Origin of the sequence: Acetivibrio cellulolyticus CD2, from assembly GCF_000179595.2 — a bacterium.
Lineage (GTDB): Bacteria > Bacillota > Clostridia > Acetivibrionales > Acetivibrionaceae > Acetivibrio > Acetivibrio cellulolyticus.
The window spans coordinates 1,794,669-1,820,358 of the sequence record NZ_JH556653.1; the positions used below are offsets into that span (position 1 = coordinate 1,794,669).

Here is a 25,690-nt window from a genome sequence, read left to right on the forward strand (position 1 = left end):
AATCAGCTTCCTCCTTTCTCTGTAAGACTTAAGTAACTCTTGGAAAGTTCAAGATTACTTCTTAAAATCAAGCACAGAGCAATAATATACTTTCTATGATTTCCTATTGTTCTGCTGTGCACCTTGGCCTTCTTCTTCAGCTCAGATCTCGGAATATTCTTGTACTTTTGCAATAACCGAAATAACTCTTCGTCATCTGCAAGAACTTTTGCAATTCTTATACACAGTTTTCTTGAATCTTCATGCTTTGGCGCATTAGCTATCAAGTCCATAAAAGTTATATCAAAATCTGCCAAAGCTTCCTTATACTCAATAATATCTTCTCTTACCTCAACATCTTCAAAACCGATATTCGAACCAAAGATTGTATAATTTTCAAGTATCTCATCGTCGTTCTCAAAGTATGAAAACGGAAGTTCCTTGTTTCTCTTATTCTTTCTCATATGGTCAATAAGCCGTTTTCTTATAACATGTTCACTAAACAAAAGGAAGTTATAGTTTTTTGTCATGTCATAGCAATCTATTGCTTCATTAAATGCCGATAGTGCAATACTGTACTCATCACTATTTTTTATATCTACATATCTACCTGCAACTTTTGATGCAGCTTTCAACATGAAAGGAGTGTATCTGGATAAAAAGTCTTCTCTTAATAGTCTGTCGCCTTCCTTGATCTGTTTTAATGTGGAAATGAACTCGTCGTTAGAAGTTTTATCCATAACTTTATTTTTGTTAAAGTTTAAAAGATTTCGGACATCCAACTACATCATTCTCCCTTCACAATATAAAATTCGAAAAAATAATTAATTTAGTGTGCATTGAGATATCACAATAAAATAAATTTACATAAGCAATATTTTCAACACTTATAAATATATATCGTCTACTTCAATATTACACAAAACCCCTGAATAATTCTATGGTAATCAGACTGCAAAAGCAATCCCTATAATACTTATCCTCTACATAAGAAAATTGCCCTGCAAGCATCATCCTTACAGGGCGGAGTCACATAAATGTATGATATTAAATTAGGTTAAACCTAATCAAAGTATCCATTATTTTGGAAACACAGTTATAAACCCAAGTAATTTCTGCTTCATATATCCAAAGTCTATTGAATTTATAGAACCATCGCCGTTAACATCACCAGTTGCAGGTATATTTTTTACACTTCCAAGTAAATATTGTCTCATAATACCAAAATCAAGTGAATTAAACGCTCCGTCGCCGTTGACATCACCAACAATATAATTTGATGTAGTTGTAGGTGTTGGTGTAACAACAGAAGTTCTAGTTGGCGTTGGTGTTTGTATTATAGAGCCTGATGTTGGTTCTCCATATACAATACCTCTCCCGTTTGTTGCAACAAAAACACGCCCATAAACTCTTAGATCTCCTGTAATTGAGTAGTTTATAGAACCATATTGGTGCTGGTCGTCATTTACTCTCACCCAACTTTTTGCCATATCGTCAGAACGGTAGACAGCATATAGACCATCTGTTTCACCGCAGATATAAATAGCAAGATAATCTTCTCCAGCTTTGGCTTTACCAAATCCAACTACGTCAGATCTTGTGATGCCATCAACCTTCTCTATCGTTTTACCGCCGTCAGTTGTGCAAAAAAGACCTTCCGAAGGACCTGGAATCCAAACATGACCTTCCTTACCAGGAACAGCTTTGATTTTAGCAGAATATGGCTTTAGGTCCGTCTTTACAGCTTCAAATGTTTGACCACCATCATTACTTACATAGAAAGTATTTTTTGCATATGCATAGAATACTTTGGGATTAACTCTGTCTGAACAAATATTTGCACCTGCCGGAAGTGTACTGACAGCTTTCCATCCACCATTTACATAACAAACAACTCCCTGGCTTGTGCTCGGTGACCAGACAAATGTAGAACCATCAGCAGACACTGCTACAGTCCCCCCCTGTACAATGTCATCAGCATTAGTTGCAGGGAATGTATAGCTAATATTGGGCTGAGCTTCCGACCATGTTGCACCACCATCTTCTGAAACAGCAACACTCTTTTTGACCATTTCGTATTGTTCTTTATCGGTATTACCAACCCTTACCATGATTTTAGGATTTAGCTCTGCGTAATCCAGACCTGTAGTGCTTGTAAATCTAGGAGTTGTCATCATCATCTCCGGACCTGCTTTTAAATCTTTATGTACGAATCCACAGATATCACCAACGCCACTTATTAGCTCTACACCTTCAATTGGTGGACATATTAGACTTAAGACTGCAGTTTCTTCAATTCCTGTTGCCATAACTTCAATATTTACAAATTTACCATTATCCCAATCTGTCAAATTTTTTGTACCGTAAATAGTAGCACCTGTACCATACATCATTTCATTGGAATTAAATGGATCAATCGCAATAGCATTCATCATCCAACCAAGTTTTGGTGCGGGATTATCAACTATATCGCTGCCTGTTACCATGCCGCCGCTTGCAGCATTTATCTTTTTCCCAAATGTAAGCCAGGGTGCTTTTGAAATATCCATAGTATATTTCATATTTCTTGATGGATACGAATCGCCCCATTTCCATATTGGATCCCATGTTGCGCCTGCATCAGTTGAACGGAAAATATAGTTATCCGGCCACCATGACTGAAGTGATGTAACTAAAAGTGTGTCAGGATTTTGTGCATCAATACTTAATCCGGAATATCCGTACCAGTTTTCATGTTTTGGTGAACCATCCCAGTTATAGTCTGAAGGAGGCGTTATATCTGTCCATACACCTGTATTTGTATCATATTTATAGACTGCACCGTCATCAGACTGATAAGGACCACCTCTGTCACAATATGTGACGTATAAAATTCCTTTACTGCTTATAACCCCATGGTGAGGTATACCAATCTTCAAGGCTTTACTATTGTGCTGTGTAAAAGTACTTTCTGTAGGCTGTCCATCAACCGGCTTCCACGTTGCACCTGCATCATGGCTGACATACAGAGGATTCTTTTTATCAGCAACACCTACATAAATGTCCTTTGTTGGTATACCTTTAGTACCCTTTGCTGAATCAAAAGTTACAAAACACAATCCCAAATTATCAGATGAATATTCATAATTCGGATCTTCAACATAATTTCCGACATTTGTGAAGCTGCTAACCTGCGCCCATGTTTTACCATAATCGGTACTTTTCCACAAGCCTTTACCGCTTCTTGCTGCAAAATACAGTATGTTATTACTGTTAGGATCAACCATCAAACGTTCACCAACCGAACGTCCCGGCATATTTCCACCCATTTTGAAAGGTAATTCTGTTCTCTCCCATGTTTTTCCGTAATCGCTGGAGCGTAGAATATAGCCATTCATTGATGTCCAGCTATTTGTATATGTACCTGCTGCAATATAAACTCTTTTTGTATCGACTGGATCAGTAGCTATACTTTCACATCCGAGCAGATTCCATTCATCCGGCGATACCCAGTCAGTAATAGGCTCCCACTCTAATGTTTGCTTATTTCTTATATATGCCCCGCCCATGTCGGTACGGGCATAAACAAGACCCTTCTCACCAGGGTTATAAACAATTCCGCAAACATATCCGCCACCGCCGCTAATTTTAACATTACCCCATTCATATGGCACACTTTGTGGTTCCGCAGAAACTGTACCCAATACCGTTGTGCTTATAATAAGTACCGCACAAGTTGCAAGCTTAAGCAAACTCCATACTTTTCCTTTCATTTACTCACCCTCCATAATAAAACTTTTTTCTGTAAAAATACGCAAGCCAATCCTCAGGCCAATAATGCATGCCCTCCTCCCTATAAATTTTGTATGTAAACTTTATTACAAGCAAAAATAACATAACTTCAATTTTCTCATCTAGATATTCGAGGCTAATTATTGTTTTTATGTACATGCAAAAAATTTTTCTAATTAATTTTTAGTTAGCCCTCTCAATTTTAATCAGACAATACTACAATCAATGACGTATATATTAATAAATAAAATAAATTAAGAGGTGTTTTAACAATGGCGAAAAAATTATATCTTTCTGATACAGATAAAAAAATAGCAGGTGTATGTGGTGGAATGGGCGAATATTTTGGTCTTGATTCAACTCTTGTAAGGCTTATAACTGTACTTCTTGCATTTTTAACATCAGGAGCTGGAGTAATTGCATACATTATTTGCTGCTTTGTAATACCCAAAAAGCCCTATTCCAAAGACTGGTAATCACTGAATTCTCCAACCTCCCTTTACACTTTAATTATGGCACTAATTGTGCCATTAAGAAAATACTGGGCAGATTTTAAAATCTGCTCTGAAATTATAAAAAAGTCCCCGATTTATAGCTAGGGTATTTCTCTTCAGCAAACAGCCTTTCGGTGGACTTTTTTGATGCCAGAAAGAAATACACTTTCTTAGGCATTAAAAAGGAAGCTGATACACTTATGCTGGTATCAGCTTCTTCTTTTTAAGGAATTTACTATGCAAATGTCCTACATCGATCGGTGTTACATCCGCTGATTCTTTTTATTGTATCCTTTTAATCATTGACTGAATAGCTTCAATTACTTTTACATCAGGAGCTGGTACAGCTGTCGAAATATCCTTCTTAAATCCATATTTTCCATACTCATTTTCGAGTGCAGATATATCTGACACTTCCATATTGGCAGGTCTGAAACCTTCCAACATAGCTTTCTCCTGAACTTCCTTACTCAACAAATATTCCTTGAATTTTTACATGCACTAATCTTTTCATCAGTTGCATTTTTGCCTTTCAAGACTATAAATGGTCTGTTACTCCATATCGTAGGTTGTGGGTATACAATTTTGAGGTTTCCCCATCGCCCTTGCGCATTTTTAATATTGGCAAGCGCATAGTATTCATAAATTGCACCCATATCATACCTGCTTGGTCCGTAGGTAACAAGAGATTGCATAAATTTACCCGAACCATCTTCCTGCTTCTCGGTATTCTTTTCAAATACCTTCATATATTGTTTAAGGCTTTCATTTGCTACATCTTCAACAGCTAAATTTTTCTTTGTCCCACCATTTCTGCTATAATAATCATGAATCAGCAGTGTAACAAACTGTGCACCAGAGTTAGATTCAATGGGATCTGTATGGGAAAATTTCACAAACCCCCAATCCGGTTTTCCTCCAACTGCTTCCCACGTCTTACCCTGTGAAACAATATCATATAGGGAAGATATAGATACATTCCCCAGTTTATTCATTCTTTCCTCCCACCCAACAATAACAAGAGGTGATGCAACAATAGGAGTAGATTCCAACACTATGTCTTCTCCGTTATGTTCATTGGAGTAATTGTATTTAAGCATTTCAGTACCCGTTTCATCGGCACTTATCCATGCATCAACATCATTTTTTCCTTCAACAACATAATCAACAGCTTCAAAAGTTCCGAGCCCGATATAATTAATCTCTATATTCGGGTTCTTTGCAATGAACTCATCCCGGGCATTATTTAAAAATTCAGTTCCGGTTCCCGTCATACCTATAATATTTAAAGTAATTTTCTTGTCACTGACTACATCTATTCCAGCCTTTCCGCCTCCCGAGAAGAGGATAAACGCTGCTACAGCAATAGAAACAATCGCAATAGCAAAGAATATAATTTTATTTTTCAATTCAGCTCACCCCCAAATTTTATCCTCACAACTCCATTAATTTTGATATATCTTTTATGCTTTCGGAAAATGCTTCTACATTCTGATTGAGGTCTTGAGTATCTTCTTCACTCATTTTCTCTTTCAATTCCGACGACTCAATAATAGTCTCTATTCTCTGCAGTGCGCTTAAGATAAAATGAAGCTTGGATTCACATTCATCCAAATTGCCTTTAATGCCCATCATTTCGTCTAAAGTCTGCTGCTTCTCATCAAGGGCTTTTTGGTACATAGCTTTTGCGTTATCTCCTGTAGCATTCCTCAATTTATCCTGAAGAGTCCTTATTTCTGAGTTTATTCTGCCATCTCTGCCATGTAGAAACTCCGCACCCTTTCTATAGCTCTTTACAATTTCAGGTATTATCTCTTCGAAGTTCACAATCTCTTCCATAAACCTTGATATAATCACAAATTTAACATTATCCTGTGATTTTTTCTTCAGGCTTGTTAATACCTGAACAATATTTCTAATAACCGGTGTCAAATTATCCCTAACCTTACTAAGTTCCTTCAGATCCATGCTGTTTTCATCAAAATCTGAGCTACTTTTAAAAATAAGGCTATATAAAACTGAAAAAAACAGTAAAATCACACCCATTACTATAACTGGAATAGCTAATCTCCCCGCTTTAGAGAAAATAGCCGATAATATAACTGTAGCGCCAATAATTACCGCGTTAGGAGTGCTGAATATTGCCCTTGAAAATCGGTTTATATTTCTTTTATCCATCGTTTCATACCTCTACAATTATTTTTATTACGCCCTGAAGCTTTTATTAGAAAAATGTCTTTATTTCTTCAAAAACCTTTTTAATAGTATCTGGGTTGCCTTCGTAATACTTTCCTCCGGTTTTATCGGATATCGACTCTAAAACATCTTTATCAACATTCCCATAGCCAATTGTAATTATTACCGGAAGATTTCCTTCTTTTTGTTTAAGCATACTCTCCAGCTGACTAAACTGAATTTGACTGTTGGTATCTGCGCCATCTGACAACACTACTATTATATCAATTTTCTTTTCACTCTCCGACTGTTTAAGTGCCTGATGCTCGGTAATCGCCTTATCAACTGCATCGTACAGGTGAGTATTCCCACTTGCAGAAAGGCTGTCGATAACTACGCTCATTTCACTTATATCCTTACCTTTAACTGTATAGACATCACTTACATCGGTATTAAAAGTCATCAAGCTTATAGTATCCTCATCATCAATACTTGTATAATTCTTTTCCTGTGCTTCCTTGTTGAAAAGGTTCTGGATTGCCGATCTGGCATTATCAATAGGCTCGCCGGACATACTTCCTGAGGTATCTATTACAAAAAGCACATTTGCTCTCTTCTTCATATTTGTCTGCCAGTCATTGAGTATTCCGTTTATTACATCAATACCCGGTAACTCAAGCGTAGTCTGAGGCTCACTCGGATTAACCCCATTTTGCACAGATATGGCGTTTGAGAGCGGAATGCTAGAATCTGCAGGTCTGAAGAAGTACTCATTCATTCCTTTTGTCTGCAGATCTTTAGAAAGAAGTATCTTTTTCACTTCATCAAGCGCTTTGCTCTGATCTTCTGTAATATTATCAGATAAAACTTTTGTAAAGCAAACATCTCCCCATATTGTACCTTCACTTGGGTAAATGGCAACGAGTTTATCCTTCCCTGGAGAATTAACGTTCATACTTGCCACCATATACTCGTACAAAACTGCATACTGGATAAATGACGGACCCTTTTCCACAATCTTTTTCTGCAAAAGGGATGTACTTTCACCATAATGAACAATTGTCTGCTCCAATTGCTTGAGTTTGCTGCTGTTAGTTTTTACATCGTCTATGGAAAGGCCTTTCTTCTTGCCGCTGAAGGCGTATTCTGCAGCTATCAGAGCATTTAACCCGGAATTAGATTTTGCAGGATGTGTATGAGCAAATCTAACAGGGTTTAAAATCGCCTTCCCATACATTCCCCATCCGTCAGCTGCCGTGGACAAGGCATATATGTCCTGCCATCCGATTTTTTTGTTGGGATAGCCCATAATTTTAGCTAATGATTCCTGCATTGCAATAACGGTAGGTGACAAAAAAACAGTTGTATAGTCTTCGTCAACAATAGGTTTGGTATTTCCATTAGCATACCAACGTTCATTAGCCCATAATATGTGAGTACTTGAAGCAGGCATCCAACCGACATAATCCGCTCCCTTGGTTATTACTTTCTCCATCGCTTCGCCGGTCCCTGCTTTTTCTGTTGATATATAAATTGATTTACCGTTTACTTTTACAGCCTTTTGATCAAGAATTTTCTGAACCTCATCAAATATCCATTGTTTATCATTTCCTATCATAAGCTTTAACTCAATTGCACCTTGAGGTACTTTTTTTTCAGTGTCAGGTGTGTCGGGTTTCTCAGTCACTGAACAACCTGAAAGAATACAAACAATTGTGCTTACTAAAATACAAAGTATATTTCTAAATTGTCTCCTCATGATATTCTCCCCTAAAAATTATTTTTCCTAATTATTATAATTTACTTACTATTAATATAGTATATTAATCCACAAAATACAATTGCTATTTAACTTAGGAATAGTTCAAATATTATTTCTATGCTTGTATAATTTGAAGCTCACAAGTAAAAATTTTATCTTTTATATAAGTTTTTTTGAACCAAAACAACAATTTTGATATCTCCCATTGCACTGCCCCAAAAAAGTGGCAGGTATCAAAAAGCAACCTATGTGAAAACAGCTAAATAGCAACTTAACGAATTTACTTTTATTAAGGAATATTGAAGGGTTTATAGGTGAGCGTGGACTAGTTAAATTGCCCAATCGTTAGTCCCCTTCCCGCTCTCCAATCACCTCAATTATAAACTTCAACCCTTCCCACTCAAGGAGTTTCTGCCCAAATTCATTCCACGAATACTCAATGCCATTAACAACTACCTTAGGTACGCTCCATTGCTCATCTCGAAGCAAAACCCCTGCAATCTTGCGTTCGTGCATTTTTTTTTGATTCTCTACCTCTACATCGGTTGAATTGCTGTAATTCCTCTCAGCAATGTATTTTTGTATTGCCTCAATAAATATCTCTCCATACATATCGAACTTGGTTTCACCAACGCCACTTATATCAAGCATAGTATCCCTGTCTTGGGGAAGATGCCTGCACATTTCCTTAAGTGTGGTATCGTGAAAGATAATATAGGGGGGCAAATTCTGTTTTTCAGCCAGCATCCTGCGAAGGTTTCGTAACTTATCAAAAAGTTCCTGATCTATCTTTTCCTCAATCTTTTCAGTTTTTGCAGCTTTTTCTCCTCGTAAAGTCTTTTCTGCCTGTGGATACTTTTCATATTTTTCGTCTTTATCCACAACTTCAAATCCTTCATTCTTAGCAACTGATAAAGTCTTCTGAATTCCATCCACTTTAAGAAATACCTTTTCATTACCCTGCAAAACATCATAAGCCTTTTGATTAAGCTTAACAACGGGATATTGACCTTTCGTAACAAAAAGATACCCATCTGCTGCCAGCCTGTTCATCATATCTGTCAACATTTCAACAGTGTACTCCCTCATTATTCCATAGGTCGAAAGCTTATCAAACTTTAGCTGCCTGATTTTTTTTAAGTTTGACCCTTTCAGCACACTCGAAACCAGTTGCGCTCCGTACTGTTCACCCATTCGCTTAATACATGAAAATATCTTTTGTGCCTCTAGAGTAACATCTGAAAGATTACTGTCACTAATGCAACTTTCGCATTTACCACAATTATCTGAAGCTACCGTTTCTCCAAAGTATTCTAAAATGTACTTTCTAAGACACTTTGTAGTATGGCAGTAATCCACCATCATTTGCAATTTTGCATACTCATGCCGCTTCCTTTCCGGCGGCAGCTGACTATCATCCAAAAGGAACCTTTGAATATGCGTATCCTGTGCACCATATAAAAGTACACATTCTGCCTCATCGCCATCTCTGCCTGCACGTCCCACTTCCTGATAGTACGACTCCATGTTTTTCGGCATATTGAAATGAATTACAAACCTGACATTAGACTTATCGATACCCATTCCAAAAGCGTTGGTTGCAACTATTACACGTATCCTGTCATAGGTAAAGTCATCCTGGTTTCTGTTTCTTTCCTCATCCGTCATACCAGCATGATATTTCCCTACTGGTATACCTCTCCTATGCAGAACCTCATACAGCCTGTCCACTTCTTTTCGGGTAGCTGCATATATAATTCCCGCCTCATTATTATGAGATTCAAGATATTTTACTACATAATCCAATTTATTGGCGCCTTTTCTCACCGAGAAAAACAAATTGCTGCGGTCAAATCCCGTAACAAAGACCTTTGGCGTTTTAAGCTCCAATAGCTTTATAATATCCTGTTTTACCCGCTCGGTAGCTGTTGCTGTAAATGCAGTTACAACAGGTCTATTCGGCAACTGTTTCAAAAACTGAGCCAGTTTCAGATAGCTGGGCCGGAAATCATGTCCCCATTGGGATACACAGTGCGCCTCATCAATAGCAACCATAGATACAGTTATACTTTCCAGCATATTTATAAACCTTTCGGATTCAAGCCTTTCCGGTGCAACATATAAAAGCTTAAACTCACCCTTACGGGCAAGCCGCAATTGATGCTCCAACTCCCTCCACTCCAGAGAGCTGTTGATAAATGCCGAAGAAATCCCAAGATTATTCAATGCTTCAACCTGATCTTTCATAAGCGAAATGAGAGGAGATATAACAATAGTAGTTCCATCCATCAGCAGCGCAGGTATCTGATAGCAAAGGGATTTTCCCCCGCCGGTAGGCATTATCCCCAGTGAGTCGAAACCATTCATAATGCTTTCAATGATTTTCTCCTGACCTTGACGAAATGACGAATATCCAAAGTATCTACGAAGTGTTTGCAGCGCTCTTTCCATGACTTTTAACCCTTTCCTCCAAAGATCTGATAATACAATTATATCAAAGCTCATTTTTTTGTCTAATACAAATAATAACTCCTTAACAAAGAAATCCAGCTGCTGGTTTAGCAATGCTGGAAATATAAATCAACTTAAATTTGTATTTAGTTAAATTAAATTGTTGAAACTATCGTTACGTTGAAGCACATCATCATTTACCTTGGTACAGGAAGAGATTTTATAATGCCCAATAAATAACTTCTTAATATAGCAAAGTCAATGGAATCAACATTTCCATTATTGTTTACGTCAGCTGCCCTTTTACCGTTTTCATATGAAAACACACTGGTATAGCCAAGTAAGTAGTTTCTCAACAAAGCGAAATCAATTGAATTGACAAGTGTGTCACCATTTAAATCCCCATATACATAATTATTAGGCCCGGTGGTTGAAGGCGTAGGAGTAGAAATCACAGGTGTTGGTGTCGGTGTTGATCTAGTCGGTGTTGGTGTTCCCGTTGGCAAACCGCAGTTATTGCTTAAAAATGCATCCATTGCAATTGAAGGCCTTCCATTGCTATTCCATGCACCTTTCATATAGCCAGCCCAATTATAGCATTCAGGCTCCCAATAAAATACCCCAAGTCCTTTTCCACCTGAAACAGAGTTGACTTTATTCAGCAAGTCTATAATCAATTCCTTGGCAACACTTTCGGCAGCATAATCCAATCCAACTTCACAGATCATAACTTCTTTGCCGTATCTAGATACCATGTCGTTCATATTTGAAAGGCACTGGCTGCTCAAAGCAGACCAGTTATCAGTGTTAGGATAGAGGGACATACCAATAACATCATATTTTGCATTATTATTTTTAAGCCCATCAAACATCCATCTAAACAAACTGTTATCATATGCATTTGATAAATGCACAATAACCTTTGTATTAGGAAATACAGCCTTAACAGCATCATACCCACTGCTTATCATCTGTGCAAAGTTTTTCATGTTATATGATGCTTTTCCATCCTCCCATAACATTCCGTTATTAGTTTCGTTTCCCACCTGTACCCACTCAGGTGTCACTCCACTGGATTTCAAAGTATTCAAGACATCATATGTATGACTGTATATGTCGCTGAGTAATTGCTCAGTGCCATGACTTGACCATTCTGAGGGTTTTTTCTGGTTTGCAGGATCTGCCCATGTATCGCTATAGTGAAAATCGATCATGATTCTAAACCCCATATTTTTACACCGTTTAGCCATTTCAACTACTTCAGATTTACTGCAATGACCACTGTAAGGATCATTGGATGGATTTACCCATACTCTCAGCCGGATTGAATTGATTCCATGCTCCTTTAAAATCTGAAGGCAATCCTTTTGTACACCATTATCGTCATAAAACTTATAACCTTGAGCCTCCATCTGCCGTAACCAGCTTACATCGGCACCATTTGCAAACGAAGCAGCTTTGGTTGAAAGCTGGCAAGATACGTTAAAATAAAAATTCAAACCAATTGTTAAACACAAAACTGCTGAAATCAAAGATAAGGAAACTCTTCTTTTCATACAAATGCCCCCCCACATTCTCTAATACCTTTAATTTGCTAAAGGAAGAGATTTTATAATACCCAATAAATAGCTTCTTAAAATAGCAAAGTCAATTGAATCAACAGTGCCGTTATTGTTTACATCAGCTGCCTTTTTACCGTTTTCATATGAAAATACACTGGTATAGCCCAGCAAGTAGTTTCTCAACCAAGCAAAATCAATTGAATTGACAAGTGTATCGCCATTCAAATCCCCATATACATAATTACTAAGCCCTGTAGGTGAAGGGGTAGGAGTAGCACTGTCACCAAGAGTTATAACGTATGTATTTATCGAATAGGCTGGCAATGTATCTGAAATACTATTGTTTGATGCTGTAATGTTGCTTTTTGCCAAGCTCAGACTCGAAGATGTTCTGTACACCTCAACTGAACTATTTACATTTGCAATTTTGGACAGGTTAAATGTAAAACTGCTACTTGAGGATGTACTGTCATTTGTAGCTACTATAACAAGCTTCTTTTTATCAGGACTTATTGCAGCAACTGTATTTGCATTATCAGCACCTATGATTTTATAACCGGGTCTGATAAATCTGCTATAATTTGAATGCATATAGAATTTTTCAGTAAGTGTAAACGTCTGAGCAGAATTGTCTACATATATACTTCCCCAATTTCCCCCATCTATTATCTGCCAGTCAAGCCATGCAACACACTGCATATCTTTCAAGTCTGAAACAATACGCTTTGACATCATGATACAAGAATCATCCATGTTTCCTGAAAAACTTAACGGTCCTGATTCCGACTGCCAGATCCTTAATCCCTTTGATTTTGCTAGGTCTCTGTATTGAGTTCTTTTACTTCCACTATAAGAATGTGTATTTGCCTGAGACATGTACGAAAGTGTAGTTGCATCATAAGTTGAGAGTCCTAAATACGCCGTGTCAATACTGTTTTCATCAGCAGCACTCACTTTTGTTCCGGTCAGTCCCTTGGATACTAATTTTGCACCCACTTCTTTTATAAGTTTTTGCTGATTACTATAGGAAAAGGAACAACCTTCCTGTGAACCACTAGCCTTCCACCAGTTAACATAAGGTTCATTCATGGGTTCTAATGTTCTGAATGTGATACCCCATTCGTCCTTGAAATGTTTTACAACCCCAGTAAGATACTCAGCAAAATCATCATAATAGTCATCTTTCAGGTTATCTTTACCATCAGTACTTCCGGAAGCACATCCGCTTTTTGTCATCCAATATGGTGGAGAGTTTGAAAAAGCTTCAAGGATCATATCAGATTCATAATACTTTCCTCTTTCTACCAACCTACTCAACACAGCTCTTTGGGTAGCATCTGCATTCCAATTCCACGTACCGGATGCATTTTGATATCCTTCTATTTCACCATAATCTCTCATGTGATTATGGCTGGGATCGTCACCACCACCAATATTGTATCTGAATATATTATAACCAAGTCCATCAGTCGGGCTAACAATCTTCTCAATCAAATTGTTTCTATTCGAAGCAGACCAACTGCCAATCTGGTTTCCCCACCAGCATATGCTTGCTCCCCAGCCTTCCACAGTTTGGTAAGTCGTATTAGGATCAATAGTAACAGTTGTTGCAGCATAAGTTTTTATTGGATTTTGAAAAACTGTTACTGACAGTAAAAGAACTGCAACACCAAATGAAAATTTCCTAAAATAATTCATACAAATACCCCCCACAAGCTTTACAATTCTAGTTTATAAATCTCAATCATAGTTTACAAATTCATAAGTTAGGAAAAATCCGGTAACCTTTTTAGATATGCCGGATTTTAGTTTTAAAATCAGTTCATTTAAATTTTATGATAAGATTTATTACTTTCTTTTACCCAATATCCTTAATATATATAGGAACAAATTGATAAAATCGAGATACAGGATAAGTGCTCCAACTATAGCTACATTTCTTTCCTTCTCAGTACCGGTAAAACGTATACTGATGTCCTTGATTTTCTGACTATCATATGCTGTAAGTCCTAGAAAAATAGCTACACCAACAAAAGATATTATCCAATATAAAGTAGGATTATGAAGGAAAATATTAACTATCGAAACTATAATTAGCCCGACCAACCCCATGATAAACAAAGAACCTAAAGAAGTTAAATCGGTTTTTGTTATCATACCGTATACACTCATAAATCCGAAAAAGCCTGCTGACATAAAAAATGCCAAAGCTATTGATTTAAATGTATACGCAAAGAATATAGAAGACAACGTTAACCCATTAAGTATCGAATACAATATAAATGCGGCAGCTGCTACTCCATATTCCATCTTCATAGCTCTACTTGATATGAACCATACAAAAACCAGTTCAAGAATCATAAGACCAAAAATAGTAAATCTACCTGTATATATAATTCTTAGCATTGCTGGACTCGTAGCTGTAAATAATGCAGTTAACCCAGTAACCATCAACCCGATAAACATCCAGCCAAATACTCTTGCCATTTGTGATGCAAGAGCACTCTTTCTGTCTATGGCATTGTCATAATTATAGTCATTATAATTTTGCAAATTTGTCACTCCCCTTTTTACTTATTTTATACAATTATATCACACTTATTTATTTGGTAATATATTTCACCTATATTTAATCCAATACCTGCTGTGCCAAGTACTGTCTATTTGTTGTAATACTCTTTAATCACTTCATTGACCAGATCCTTCATGGCTATGGATTCTGCCATAACAGTCAAAATTATCATAAACTGGGTGGCAGCACTTTTATCCTCTTCCCTCACGCCTTCCTCATTAACAAGCTTTTCCACCCTGTCAAAAAGTTTTGGAACGGAGTCCTCCCAACGTGCTAAAACCTCTTTTCTCATTTCAACATAACCCTTGTATATATCCATTGTTTTTATCACGTCGTCTTCAAAAATGTCGGGATCATTGCGCACAGGACTTAATATCATTTTTATTTCTTCCAGAGAATAAACACTCTTTAAATTGTCTATAAGTGTCAAAAGAATTAAGTGATTTCTGGTGTAATACCTCTTCCCTATTGGTGGCGGCAGCACTCCGACCCTTACATAGTTTTGAATCATTGTCTTTGTAAAGGATTTTCCCTGTTTCTCAAAAAACTTAACTACCTGAGAAATTGTAAGTTCATCGCTTAATGTAGCAATTTTAACTTCATCAGCATTACTGGTAACCTTACTAACAATCCTCATCAGCTCATTCTTGTCCAGATTTGCATTCATAATTATTCACCTCTATATCCCATATACTTTCTATCTATATAACTAAGTGTAACACTCTATGATAACTCTATACTATATTTTTATATTCCCCATGTCAAGTCGCTATCTATAGTTTTATTCTAAAAAATTGTACTAAAAAGGAGTTGACCAAGGAATGAGTCAACCCCTTCATTAATGTCCTACTTATGTTTCAGTTTCACGTTCAGTCAATTCAATTTCACTTTCTAACTCCTCATCTTCCAGAGCCTTTTCATCAACCCCTGAATTAAGCAATTGGTAGGCTACTTCAAAATCTTCTTCGACTACCAGTATTTCTATTCCCTCAAGAGTAAATCCAACAGTCTCGTCCATTCCCACTGCTTTCTTAACCGCCATAATACCAGCCTGCTTCAATAAGCCCAATACAAATGAACATTCCAACTCATTTGAAACGTTTGTCAGATGTACCAACTTTTCTTCAGGTAAATCACATATGCCTGCATTGCAGTCGGGGCACCTTTCAAAGGCATCATGAAACTCAGTTCCGCAGTTCTTACAAACATTCATAGGGAAACCTCCTTTAATTTAAGAAGCAATTTGCTTCCTACGTCTTATGTCAAAATCCTCTACACTTTAGACTTTAAGAAAGTTCCAAACGCTCTATCAGCGCTCGCTATATGTTTAACAAGCCAATCAACCACGACCTTGTTTACTGTCATAACAAAATTTAAGCTTATACCTTCTTCATCTAGTTTTTCCTTGAGTTTTTCATAATCCTTTACAAATCGTTCATGGGCTGACTTATGGTCTTTGTAATCTGGATACTCATTATCTTTCTGGAGCTTTTCCTCATCAGAAAAGTGCGTTATCACATAATCTCCCAGAAAATCAATGGTACTCAACACCTCTTCCTTCCCTTTGTGCGTGCTGCATGCTTCAAGAAGGTTATTAATTTTTATGAACAATTCTTTATGCTGCGAGTCTATCTTTTCCACTCCTATTTCATAGCTTTTTCTCCATTCAATAGCCATAAACTATCTCCTCGTCTTTCGTTTATATTAGTAGCTATTCCTCTATTGCAAGAATTTTGCCAGTCTTTGGGTTTATATAAACAATCCAATATCCAAATGCTCCATATACTGGGGTATTGCCTTCTACCTGAGCCCACCTACAGGCATTTCCGAAAGGTTTTTCGTCCACCCAATACACTCCGGGAATCCCACAAACAACATAATCCCTTTCTCTTTTCTCATCTTGATATATCCCCACTATTAAATGCTTGTATTTATAGTGAGCCATCAGTACCAAAGGATTAAACAGAACAGGAATTTTTATTCCAAACGTATACAATATATTATTTAAATGAACTGGGCTAGCAACCTTCCACCAATTGTAATCTGTTCTCTTAACTGAAAAAGGAGAATATCTTTCAAAAGTCAAATCAAATTGCTTGGATAATTCCTCATAACCAAACTCCTTTATATCAGGCTTTTGGGTACTCTTGTTGTTAAAAAACATACAGTTCATGCAATTTGTATTAAAGCTGTTATTATCTTTACCATCCCCTGAATACATGCCAAAAAGTTTACTTCCGTCAAAAGAAGAATAGCTTTTAGCGTTTTCTTGATTTTGAATCAATTTGTCCACTTTTGGCTCTATGGCATTACTCTTTTTATTCTTTTCTGCAGACTCAGCAGGTTTTTCAATCTTAATATCGTTATCTTTTTTGGATACAATCCCGTTATCAACTGTGACAACAGGTTCTTGTGCAGTTACAAACTCGTTTTCCTTGTTGATCTCACCATTTTCAGCTACATTTTGACACAATTCATCATGCTTACTAATTTTATTGTCTACTTCCTTTTTATTACTTTCATTTTCTGCTTTCACACATTTATCCTTATTAATTATATCGTCATCCTTCGGGTTTTGATTTAGGATTTCTTTTGCAGATTTTTCTTCTTTTAAAACCTTATTTAATTTCCGCCTCCATTCAACTTTACTGCCCTTATATGCTGCGAGAGGACAAACTACAGAATTATTCTGACTATCTTCATAATCAGCCAGTATAGCAACTACATTAAATCTATCGAATGCTATTCCTGTTTTATCAACATCATAAGGATCAAAGCCCCACTCCAATTCACCTTTGTTTCTTTTCAACTCAATATTTCCTGCAAGCACAGGGACTGCAAGTGAATCATCAGACATTATAACGAAAAGTTTATACTCAACTTTTCCCTTATCCTCGGTAAGATTACTCACCTGGCAGAAAAGTTTCCCTCTGCCATCCCTTATCTCAACTTTTACGTGACCCGAAGGTCTTTGCTCTGTACCAAAACCGCTATCTTCCTCATCAAATATTAAAAAACTCTTTTGATACCTAAACTTGTTATCCATTTCTTTCCCCCCAGTTCTACACAATGTTTGATCTACTCATTTTATTAATTTTAAAAATAAATATTTTTACGCCCTTTAGCACTCATCTATCTATATATATGTTGATATGCACAAAAAAATAAACCGTTTATGCTTTTTAAAAGCATATAAGCGGTTTATTCTACCTAAGAAATTTACATAGTAAGTGTTCCGGAATCCCTGGAGCTAAACTCCCCATGTTTTTACAATAAATATTTTCTTTAACAAAATTGGTTAGACAAACTTGCAAACTGCTCTATTGAAAGAGTCTCTCCTCTAGCATTTTCATTAATATTCAACTTAATTAATATTTCCCGTATTTCCTCTTTTGACTTGTTAAATCCCCCAAAATTGGTTAGTGCATTCAATAACGTTTTTCTTCTTTGTCCAAAAGATGCCTTTACAACCTTGAAAAACATATCTTTATCCTTTAAATCTACTGGCGGCATTTTGTTCTTTTTTAGTTTTACAATAGTTGAATCAACTTCCGGCTGCGGAACAAAGCAGTGGGGAGGTACATCAAAAACCTTTTCAGGTTGCGCATAATACTGAACTGCTACAGACAAGGCTCCATAATCTTTGCCACCCGGTTTTGCAACCATTCTTTGTGCAACCTCTTTCTGCACCATAAAGACCATTAGTTCAATGTCGTTTTCTTCTTCCAATAGCTTCATTATAATAGGTGTAGTTATATAATAAGGCAAATTTGCCGCTACTTTTACTCTCATATTCTGCCCATTAACGGTTATATCTTTTACATTGACCTTCATAATATCTTCATTAATTATCTCAAGGTTTGAAAACTCTTTCAGATTCTCCTTTAGCGCCGGAATAAGGTATTTATCTATTTCTACAGCTACAACCTTTCCTGCTCTAGACGCAAGCTCCCCGGTCATACTTCCTATTCCGGGTCCTATTTCCATAACAAGGTCATCATAAGTAATCTCAGCAGTATCCACAATACGAGTAACTACCTTATCATCAGTAAGGAAGTTTTGGCCTAGAGATTTTGTCAATTTAATTCCATATTTTTTAATTAACTCTTTTGTATTTAATCCCATTGTCACAACTCCAAATTCAAAATAAAAATCACTTAAGGAAGCTAAATAAAAATAGCCGGGACAAATAATCCCGGCTCAATATAAGTCCCTTTCAAATATTATAACCAAACTATACTTCATTTACCAGTGCTTTTTACCATTACAAAATTCTAATGTCCAAAAACACTTTAAATATTCTATGCCTGCTCTAACTTTAGAAGTTAATTAGAGATATCAGTCTTCTAGTAAAGGATATACACCTTTACCTTTTTGCGTCCCCAATTATCAACTACTTTCTGTCCGTCCATGTACAGGTCAATTTTGTTTCCCTTTATTGCACTTCCGATATCTGCGGCAACTGCATATCCATAATCAGGAGTATTTCCTATTCCTTCAATATACAGCCTTGTTCCTAAAGGTATAACCTTTGGATCAACTGCTACAATTCCTCTTTTTACCCTTAAACCTGTATAAGTAATTCCAAATCCAGCATCACCCGGATGCTTCTTTGTATCCCTATAAGATGCAGTATAAGCTGTCGCAGACATTTCAAGTATCTTTTTGTACCTGATTGTATCTCCTCTTGATGCCGTATAAGTTGCTATAGTCCCATACTCAACGACTTCCTTTTCAGGCTCTGAAACAATAGTATTGGTTAAAAGTTGTCTCTTAATTTCCTTGTTGTCTTCATAGACTACCATATATGTCTTTTCACATACGCCATTCTTACCCTTACTTATTACTTCTTCCACACCCCGGTCCATCGAACTGTTAGCTTTCTTCTGAACTCCATAAGGTATGATTTCATTTTGACTTACCTTTTCCTGCCTTACCCTGACAACTTTTACTTTCATATTCTTATAAACCTTGTCATTAGGATTTACGCCTTCTATCCTATCCTGAACGCCTAATCCGACAGTACTGGCTTGCAAAGCTTCCTTAACAGTATTCTTACTTGTCATTACAGTAGTTTCTTTCCCATCAGCGAAAACATTTATCGGTACTGCAGATTTTATATGTATTCTAGTTGTTTTATTTCTGATCAATCTCATGTCAAGTGGTAAACTAACATAATCAAAATCGCTGACTTCTATGCCGCTTTGCGTAAGCACATCTTTCACGGTATTTCTCATTGTTTTAACAGTAATTTGAGTTCCATTGTTATCGATTATTACGTTTGTACTAAAAGCTGAAAAAGTAAATACCCCCAATAATACTGTCGCTGCAATTGCCAACAGTGCAACTGCTATTCTCTTTGTTGAAAAATACCTTTGAATATTTTTCGCAAGTGGTAATATCATCCGACTCCTCCTGTCCAAAATATTAAAGGGACTTATGGATATTTTAAGTTAAATTGGTTTCTTTGTCAAATTCACTGGGAAACTATAACTTAAATGCCCATCTTTTAACTCTATAGTTAATATATTATACACATATAATACTATTTATTCATTTCCCAACTTAAAAACTCAGGCAGGTAAATCTCTTTACCTGCCTGTCTTCTTAATATTGACTTCCCTTGTTAGGACTCATATTATATGGACTCACCATATTTGTGTTATTCATTGGAGCATACATATTATACGTATTTGCCATTCCTTGTGCCATTGCAGGACATTCAGTACACTGCATCAATGGGCATTGCATATTCATTAAGTACGGGCAGCACACTACTGGCACCTGCATCATTTGTGGCATGTATTGCATTGGTTGAACCTGTGGCATATAAGGTGCAGCGTTCATTTCCGGCATCATTTGCGGCATCTGATTCATTTCCGGCATCTGCATCATCTGTGGCATCTGGTTCATTGGCATCATTTGCGGCATCTGCTGGTTCATTTCCGGCATTTGCATCATCTGTGGCATCTGGTTCATCTGTGGCATCTGATTCATTTGTGGCATTTGCATCATTTGATTCATTTCGGGCATCATTTGCGGCATCTGCTGCATTGGCTGTACCTGCTTTGTCGCCTGTACTTGCTGTGCTGGCTGTACCTGTTGTACATTCGGCACTTGTTTAACTGGCCCTGTCTCCACGTTTTCAACTTTTTGAGGTGCAGCCATTTCCATTTCTTTTTTAATTTTATTTTTTTCCATAAAAAAATTACCTCCGGTACTGATTTCTATAACGTTCATTATCAGTATATGACCCGGAAATAATTTTGTGATAATCATTTATGTAAAACGCTGTACTACTTTATTTCGCATCCTGGAGTGAAATGAAATGTTCAAAAGCGGCTTCGCTCAATACCCCGGAGCTTTTATTTTAAATAGCTCTTTGGCGTTCCTAAGTGTAGCCTCTGCTACTTCTTCAAAGTCCATTTGCCTTATTTCAGCTACTTTTTCTGCAACAAACCTTACGTAACTCGAATCATTTCTTTTGCCCCTATGAGGTTCAGGAGTAAGATATGGACAATCCGTTTCAATCAAGAGCCTTTCCATAGGGATGCACCTGACCACTTCAACCAATTTCTTTGCATTTTTAAACGTCAGTGAACCGCCCACGGATATGTAAAAATTGCAGTTAATCAATTCTTTTGCCATTTCTACACTTCCTGAGTAACAGTGAAAAACTCCTCCAACCTCACTTGCCTTTTGCGCCTTGATTATATCTACAGAATCCTGATGTGCATCCCTGTCATGAACTATTATTGGTAGCCGTAATTCTCTGGCAAGATCAATTTGCTGTGAAAACCAATGCTGCTGTATTTCACGGGGAGCTGTGTCATAATAATAGTCAAGTCCGATTTCTCCGATAGCAACAACCTTGTCTTCTTTCGCAAACTCCAAAAGCTTAGCCAAAGTGCTGTCATCAACACCATCAAGCTCATGCGGATGTATGCCCACTGCCGCATAAACATATTCATACTTTTGGGCAAATGCAAGACTCTCCTTACACGATTTTATATCGGTAGAGGCATTGATAATATATGACACCCCACTGCTATGAGCCTTCTCTATAACATCGAACCTATCCTCTATAAATTTTTCATCATCATAATGTGCATGTGTATCAAAAAGCATAATTTTTCTCTTCCTTACTATCTGACTTTTGCCCCACTTTCAATTGCCTTATCTAAAGCTGCAAGTATCATCCCCTGGGATTCTATACCTTTTAACTTGACAGGCTTTAAGTTTGCAACAAGAATAACAAATTTACCTATCAATTCATCAGGTGAGTAGTGCTTTGCAATTCCGGACACTACCTGTCTTATCTCTTCTCCCATCTCCAACTTCAGTTTAAGCAGCTTGTCGGCACCTTCGACCTTCTCAGCTTCTAATACCTTCGCCACTCTTAAGTCAATCTTTGCAAAATCCTCAATAGAAATAAATCCATCCGGACTTGCCTTTTCTTCCTTTTGCTTTACTGCATCCTTTTGATCTTTCTTTTCGGGTTGTTGAACTGTAAGCTTTTCAAGCTCTTCCATTTCCTTTTTGATATCTATTCTTGGGAAAATAACATCACCTTTATTTACCTTCGTTCCTGCCGGGTACACTCCCCAATTTTGTGTACTGTCCCAATCGATAGTCTTCTTATCGGTAAGCCCCAATTGATTCCATATCTTTTCAGGTGTTTCAGGCATAAACGGCTGTAATAGAATAGATACAATCCTTAAGCTCTCTGCAAGATTGTACATTACACCTGCAAGTCTTGGCTTGTTTGCCTCATCTTTAGCCAACGCCCATGGCATTGTCTCATCAATATATTTATTGGTTCTGGATATAACCTTCCAGATTTCAGTCAGAGCCGAACTGAACTGTAATTTATCCAACAGCTGCTCAACCTTAGGAGGAGTCTCCATAACAACCTTTTTCAGATCCTGATCAAAGTCGCCTTCTAGTCTTTCATCTGGCATTACACCATCGAAATACTTATCTATCATTGCAACAGTTCTGCTTACCAAATTTCCCAAATCGTTGGCAAGATCCGAATTAATTCTGTTTATTAGTGCCTCGTTAGAGAATACTCCATCCGATCCAAAAGGAACTTCTCTTAAAAGGAAGTATCTTATAGCATCAAGTCCGTATTTTTCAACTAAAACTACAGGATCTACAACATTTCCCTTAGATTTTGACATCTTGCCGCCTTCCAAAAGGAGCCAGCCATGACCGTAAATCTGCTTTGGAAGAGGTTCACCCAGAGCCATTAACATTGCAGGCCAGATAATTGTATGGAACCTGACAATTTCCTTACCTACCAGATGCACATCAGCAGGCCAATATTTCTTATACGCCTGCTCATCTTCAGACATAAATCCCAAAGCAGTGATATAATTTGAAAGCGCATCTATCCACACATAAACAACATGTTTTTCATCAAATGTAACAGGCACTCCCCAGTTGAATGTTGTCCTCGACACACATAAGTCTTCAAGGCCGGGTCTTAAAAAGTTATTGAGCATCTCATTCTGCCTTGAAACCGGCTGAATAAATTCAGGATTTTCCTCTATAAATTTTATTAACCTGTCCTGATACTTCGACAACCGAAAGAAATAGCTTTCTTCTTTGGTAAGCTCCACTTCTCTTCCACAGTCCGGGCACTTGCCATCAACCAACTGGGTCTTTGTCCAGAACGATTCACAAGGAGTACAATACCATCCTTCGTATTCGCTCTTGTAAATATCGCCCTGGTCATAAAGCTTTTTGAATATTTTCTGAACAGCTTCCTCATGGTTTTTATCCGTAGTCCTTATAAATCTGTCGTTGGTTATCTTCATAAGTTTCCACAGATCTTTAATTCCATCAACTATTTCATCCACATATTGCTTTGGAGTAACTCCCTTAGCCTCTGCTTTTCGTTGGATCTTCTGCCCATGCTCATCAGTCCCTGTAAGGAACATTACATCATAGCCCTTTAACCTTTTGTACCTCGCCACTGCATCAGCAGCAACAGTTGTATATGAATGTCCGATATGTAATTTATCGCTTGGGTAATAAATAGGCGTTGTAATGTAATAAGTTTTATTTCCCATCATCTATATCCTCCCTTATAATATTCACACTATTTACGGCTTAAGCTTATGTAAACCGTTTAAATTTAAGGCCAAATCATAATTAGGAATACTGAAAATGCAACTTCAGCTATTCCTTAGCAAGATAAACTGCTCCATTGTTTCCATTAATACTAATATACATATATACTGTCCATTTTTCAAGAAATTTACGATAAATTCTGTTAAAAGACTTAAAACAGAGGAAGTGCATTATTAATATTATAGAAGATTTGAAACTAGAAGTGCTAAAAATATAACTTCGGCTATAATTTCACAATGTAGCCTTATTTGACCGAAATAGACCCGTGTATCTACCCTCCAAACACAACAGTACAAATCCAAACAGCTGTGATAACACTAACAAGATCAGCTACCAGAGCAGCAACAAGAGTAAATCTTATATTTTTTATGCCTACAGAGCCAAAATACACAGCCAGAGTGTAAAAAATAGTCTCCGTGGATCCCATAAGTGTTGAAGCAAGCCTTCCTATAAACGAGTCAGGTCCATAAGTTTTCAGGAGATCGGAAACTAATGCCAAAGATGCACTCCCTGATATGGGCCTTAAAAATACGAGGGGAACGGTTTCCGAAGGTATTCTCAGAAGGTTGGTAACAGGCTTTACAGCAAACACGATCAAGTCCAGTGCCCCTGATGCACGAAACACTCCTATTGCCACCATAAGGCCAACAAGTGGAGGGATAATTCTTAGTACAGTACTAATTCCTTCCTTTGCTCCTTCCACAAAGACATCGTAAACTTTAATTTCCTTATACATGCCTGCTGCCAATATAACAAGAAAAATTGTCGGAATTGCATATGATGAAGGGTTAGTTATTATGTCCATATACTACCTCACTTTCTCTCTTCGGAAGAAAGAGAAAACCTTTACTGTGATTATGCCTGCAATAGATGCACAAATAGTAGCAACCCATATAGTACCTATTATTTCGGCCGGATTGTTTGAACCTGCTGCTGAACGAACTGCTATAACCGTGGCCGGAATAAATTGTATACACGCCGTATTCAAGACAAGAAACATGCTCATTTCATTTGTTGCAGTTTCTTTATTTTTATTAAGCTTTTGTAAGTCACCCATAGCTTTTAACCCTAAAGGAGTAGCCGCATTACCAAGCCCTAAAAAATTTGCAACAAGATTCATAACTACAGCGCCTGATGCAGGATGGTCTTTGGGGATACCAGGAAATAAGAATTTTAGAACAGGCCGTACAGTTCTTGAAAGTATTCTAATCATTCCGCTCTTTTCAGCCACTCCCATTAACCCTGTCCAAAGGCACATTATCCCCAGCAAACCTATACTAAGGTCTATGGCATTTTTTGAAGAATCTACTACAGCCTGTGTAACTGCATCAACTCTTCCATTTATAATTCCAACAATAATACCAAAAACCAGCATTCCAAACCAAATATAATTAAGCAAAACAAAAACCCCATATTGTTTAGTACATACCCTAAATAATTTATATGAGGCTCCGAATATTTATATTCTATAATACTGACCGTTAAATCAAATATAGTTTTTTCATATTATCACAAATATAAACTATTTTGTTAGATACTTTACCATTATGGTTTTTCGTCCCAGCAACATTTTGTTGCTATTTTAAGTTAACCTAAATTCAAAATCCTTTTTTGGAATCAGTTTGATTACCCATAGATATTTAGCTTTGCCAGTTAATTCTTGGGATTGAAACGGTAGTTAATGTAATACTATGTAATTTACAGTGTCTATATCGAATTAATTACAGATTGCTATCTTCCTTCTCGTAAGCCTATTGTATCAGTTTTATGTTAAAACATGTAGTAT

22 protein-coding genes are annotated in these 25,690 nt (G+C 37.0%); 1 reads left to right on the forward strand and 21 read right to left on the reverse strand.

Annotation, left to right across the window (positions count from 1 at the left end):
• Positions 1-2 precede the first annotated feature (2 nt).
• Together sigI and ACECE_RS0209960 are read right to left on the reverse strand one after the other, a co-directional pair.
• On the reverse strand, positions 3-761 hold the full coding sequence (gene sigI / locus ACECE_RS0209955; RefSeq protein WP_010681061.1) for an RNA polymerase sigma-I factor: 759 nt from the start codon (positions 759-761) through the stop codon (positions 3-5).
• Positions 762-1,058: 297 nt separating this feature from the next.
• Positions 1,059-3,731, reverse strand: coding sequence for a dockerin type I domain-containing protein (locus tag ACECE_RS0209960; RefSeq protein ID WP_010681062.1), 2,673 nt, complete (start codon positions 3,729-3,731; stop codon positions 1,059-1,061).
• 291 nt (positions 3,732-4,022) lie between these two features.
• Between ACECE_RS0209960 and ACECE_RS0209970 the strand changes: the two genes are divergently transcribed.
• Complete coding sequence (locus ACECE_RS0209970) at positions 4,023-4,226, forward strand: PspC domain-containing protein (protein WP_010681063.1); 204 nt, start codon at positions 4,023-4,025, stop codon at positions 4,224-4,226.
• Positions 4,227-4,526: 300 nt separating this feature from the next.
• Here the strand turns inward: ACECE_RS0209970 and ACECE_RS31040 are convergent, their stop codons facing one another.
• The 19 genes from ACECE_RS31040 to ACECE_RS0210065 form a co-directional block, all read right to left on the reverse strand.
• Positions 4,527-4,718: a hypothetical protein gene (locus ACECE_RS31040; RefSeq protein ID WP_010681064.1), complete on the reverse strand. Its 192-nt coding sequence runs from the start codon at positions 4,716-4,718 to the stop codon at positions 4,527-4,529.
• The gene (locus ACECE_RS0209980; protein ID WP_010681065.1) at positions 4,715-5,653 is read right to left on the reverse strand and encodes a substrate-binding domain-containing protein; all 939 of its coding nucleotides are present in this window, start codon (positions 5,651-5,653) and stop codon (positions 4,715-4,717) included. Before ACECE_RS0209980 ends, ACECE_RS31040 begins: the two co-directional genes overlap by 4 nt.
• Before the next feature lie 25 nt (positions 5,654-5,678).
• On the reverse strand, positions 5,679-6,422 hold the full coding sequence (locus ACECE_RS0209985; protein ID WP_010681066.1) for a hypothetical protein: 744 nt from the start codon (positions 6,420-6,422) through the stop codon (positions 5,679-5,681).
• A 46-nt stretch (positions 6,423-6,468) separates the two neighbouring features.
• Complete coding sequence (locus tag ACECE_RS0209990; RefSeq protein ID WP_010681067.1) at positions 6,469-8,178, reverse strand: vWA domain-containing protein; 1,710 nt, start codon at positions 8,176-8,178, stop codon at positions 6,469-6,471.
• A gap of 348 nt (positions 8,179-8,526) precedes the next feature.
• Positions 8,527-10,686 (reverse strand): DNA helicase RecQ, encoded by a 2,160-nt coding sequence (gene recQ / locus ACECE_RS27145; RefSeq protein ID WP_117385742.1) that lies wholly within the window; start codon positions 10,684-10,686, stop codon positions 8,527-8,529.
• Positions 10,687-10,829: 143 nt separating this feature from the next.
• Entirely contained in the window at positions 10,830-12,188 is a 1,359-nt protein-coding gene (locus ACECE_RS31470) for a glycosyl hydrolase 53 family protein (RefSeq protein ID WP_010681069.1), read from the reverse strand.
• Between the two features lie 30 nt (positions 12,189-12,218).
• Positions 12,219-13,892, reverse strand: a complete 1,674-nt coding sequence (locus tag ACECE_RS31475; protein WP_010681070.1) for a glycoside hydrolase — start codon at positions 13,890-13,892, stop codon at positions 12,219-12,221.
• A gap of 150 nt (positions 13,893-14,042) precedes the next feature.
• Positions 14,043-14,747, reverse strand: a complete 705-nt coding sequence (locus tag ACECE_RS0210010; protein ID WP_010681071.1) for a Bax inhibitor-1/YccA family protein — start codon at positions 14,745-14,747, stop codon at positions 14,043-14,045.
• 107 nt (positions 14,748-14,854) lie between these two features.
• Positions 14,855-15,433 carry a DUF1836 domain-containing protein gene (locus ACECE_RS0210015; protein WP_010681072.1) on the reverse strand — a complete coding sequence of 193 codons (579 nt, stop codon included), beginning with the start codon at positions 15,431-15,433 and terminating at the stop codon, positions 14,855-14,857.
• 183 nt (positions 15,434-15,616) lie between these two features.
• Complete coding sequence (locus ACECE_RS0210020; RefSeq protein WP_010681073.1) at positions 15,617-15,979, reverse strand: putative signal transducing protein; 363 nt, start codon at positions 15,977-15,979, stop codon at positions 15,617-15,619.
• A 59-nt stretch (positions 15,980-16,038) separates the two neighbouring features.
• Entirely contained in the window at positions 16,039-16,443 is a 405-nt protein-coding gene (locus ACECE_RS0210025) for a bacteriohemerythrin (RefSeq protein WP_010681074.1), read from the reverse strand.
• 34 nt (positions 16,444-16,477) lie between these two features.
• The gene (locus tag ACECE_RS0210030; protein ID WP_010681075.1) at positions 16,478-17,812 is read right to left on the reverse strand and encodes a DUF7922 domain-containing protein; all 1,335 of its coding nucleotides are present in this window, start codon (positions 17,810-17,812) and stop codon (positions 16,478-16,480) included.
• Between the two features lie 239 nt (positions 17,813-18,051).
• Positions 18,052-18,891, reverse strand: a complete 840-nt coding sequence (gene rsmA / locus ACECE_RS0210035) for a 16S rRNA (adenine(1518)-N(6)/adenine(1519)-N(6))-dimethyltransferase RsmA (protein ID WP_010681076.1) — start codon at positions 18,889-18,891, stop codon at positions 18,052-18,054.
• Positions 18,892-19,112: 221 nt separating this feature from the next.
• Entirely contained in the window at positions 19,113-20,171 is a 1,059-nt protein-coding gene (locus tag ACECE_RS0210040; protein WP_010681077.1) for a 3D domain-containing protein, read from the reverse strand.
• Between the two features lie 202 nt (positions 20,172-20,373).
• Entirely contained in the window at positions 20,374-20,967 is a 594-nt protein-coding gene (locus ACECE_RS31480) for a hypothetical protein (protein ID WP_010681078.1), read from the reverse strand.
• Between the two features lie 147 nt (positions 20,968-21,114).
• Positions 21,115-21,894: a TatD family hydrolase gene (locus ACECE_RS0210050; protein ID WP_010681079.1), complete on the reverse strand. Its 780-nt coding sequence runs from the start codon at positions 21,892-21,894 to the stop codon at positions 21,115-21,117.
• 17 nt (positions 21,895-21,911) lie between these two features.
• Positions 21,912-23,843 carry a methionine--tRNA ligase gene (gene metG, locus ACECE_RS0210055; protein WP_010681080.1) on the reverse strand — a complete coding sequence of 644 codons (1,932 nt, stop codon included), beginning with the start codon at positions 23,841-23,843 and terminating at the stop codon, positions 21,912-21,914.
• A 332-nt stretch (positions 23,844-24,175) separates the two neighbouring features.
• Positions 24,176-24,709 (reverse strand): spore maturation protein, encoded by a 534-nt coding sequence (locus ACECE_RS0210060; RefSeq protein WP_010681081.1) that lies wholly within the window; start codon positions 24,707-24,709, stop codon positions 24,176-24,178.
• Between the two features lie 3 nt (positions 24,710-24,712).
• Positions 24,713-25,303, reverse strand: coding sequence for a nucleoside recognition domain-containing protein (locus ACECE_RS0210065; protein ID WP_010681082.1), 591 nt, complete (start codon positions 25,301-25,303; stop codon positions 24,713-24,715).
• Positions 25,304-25,690 lie beyond the last annotated feature (387 nt).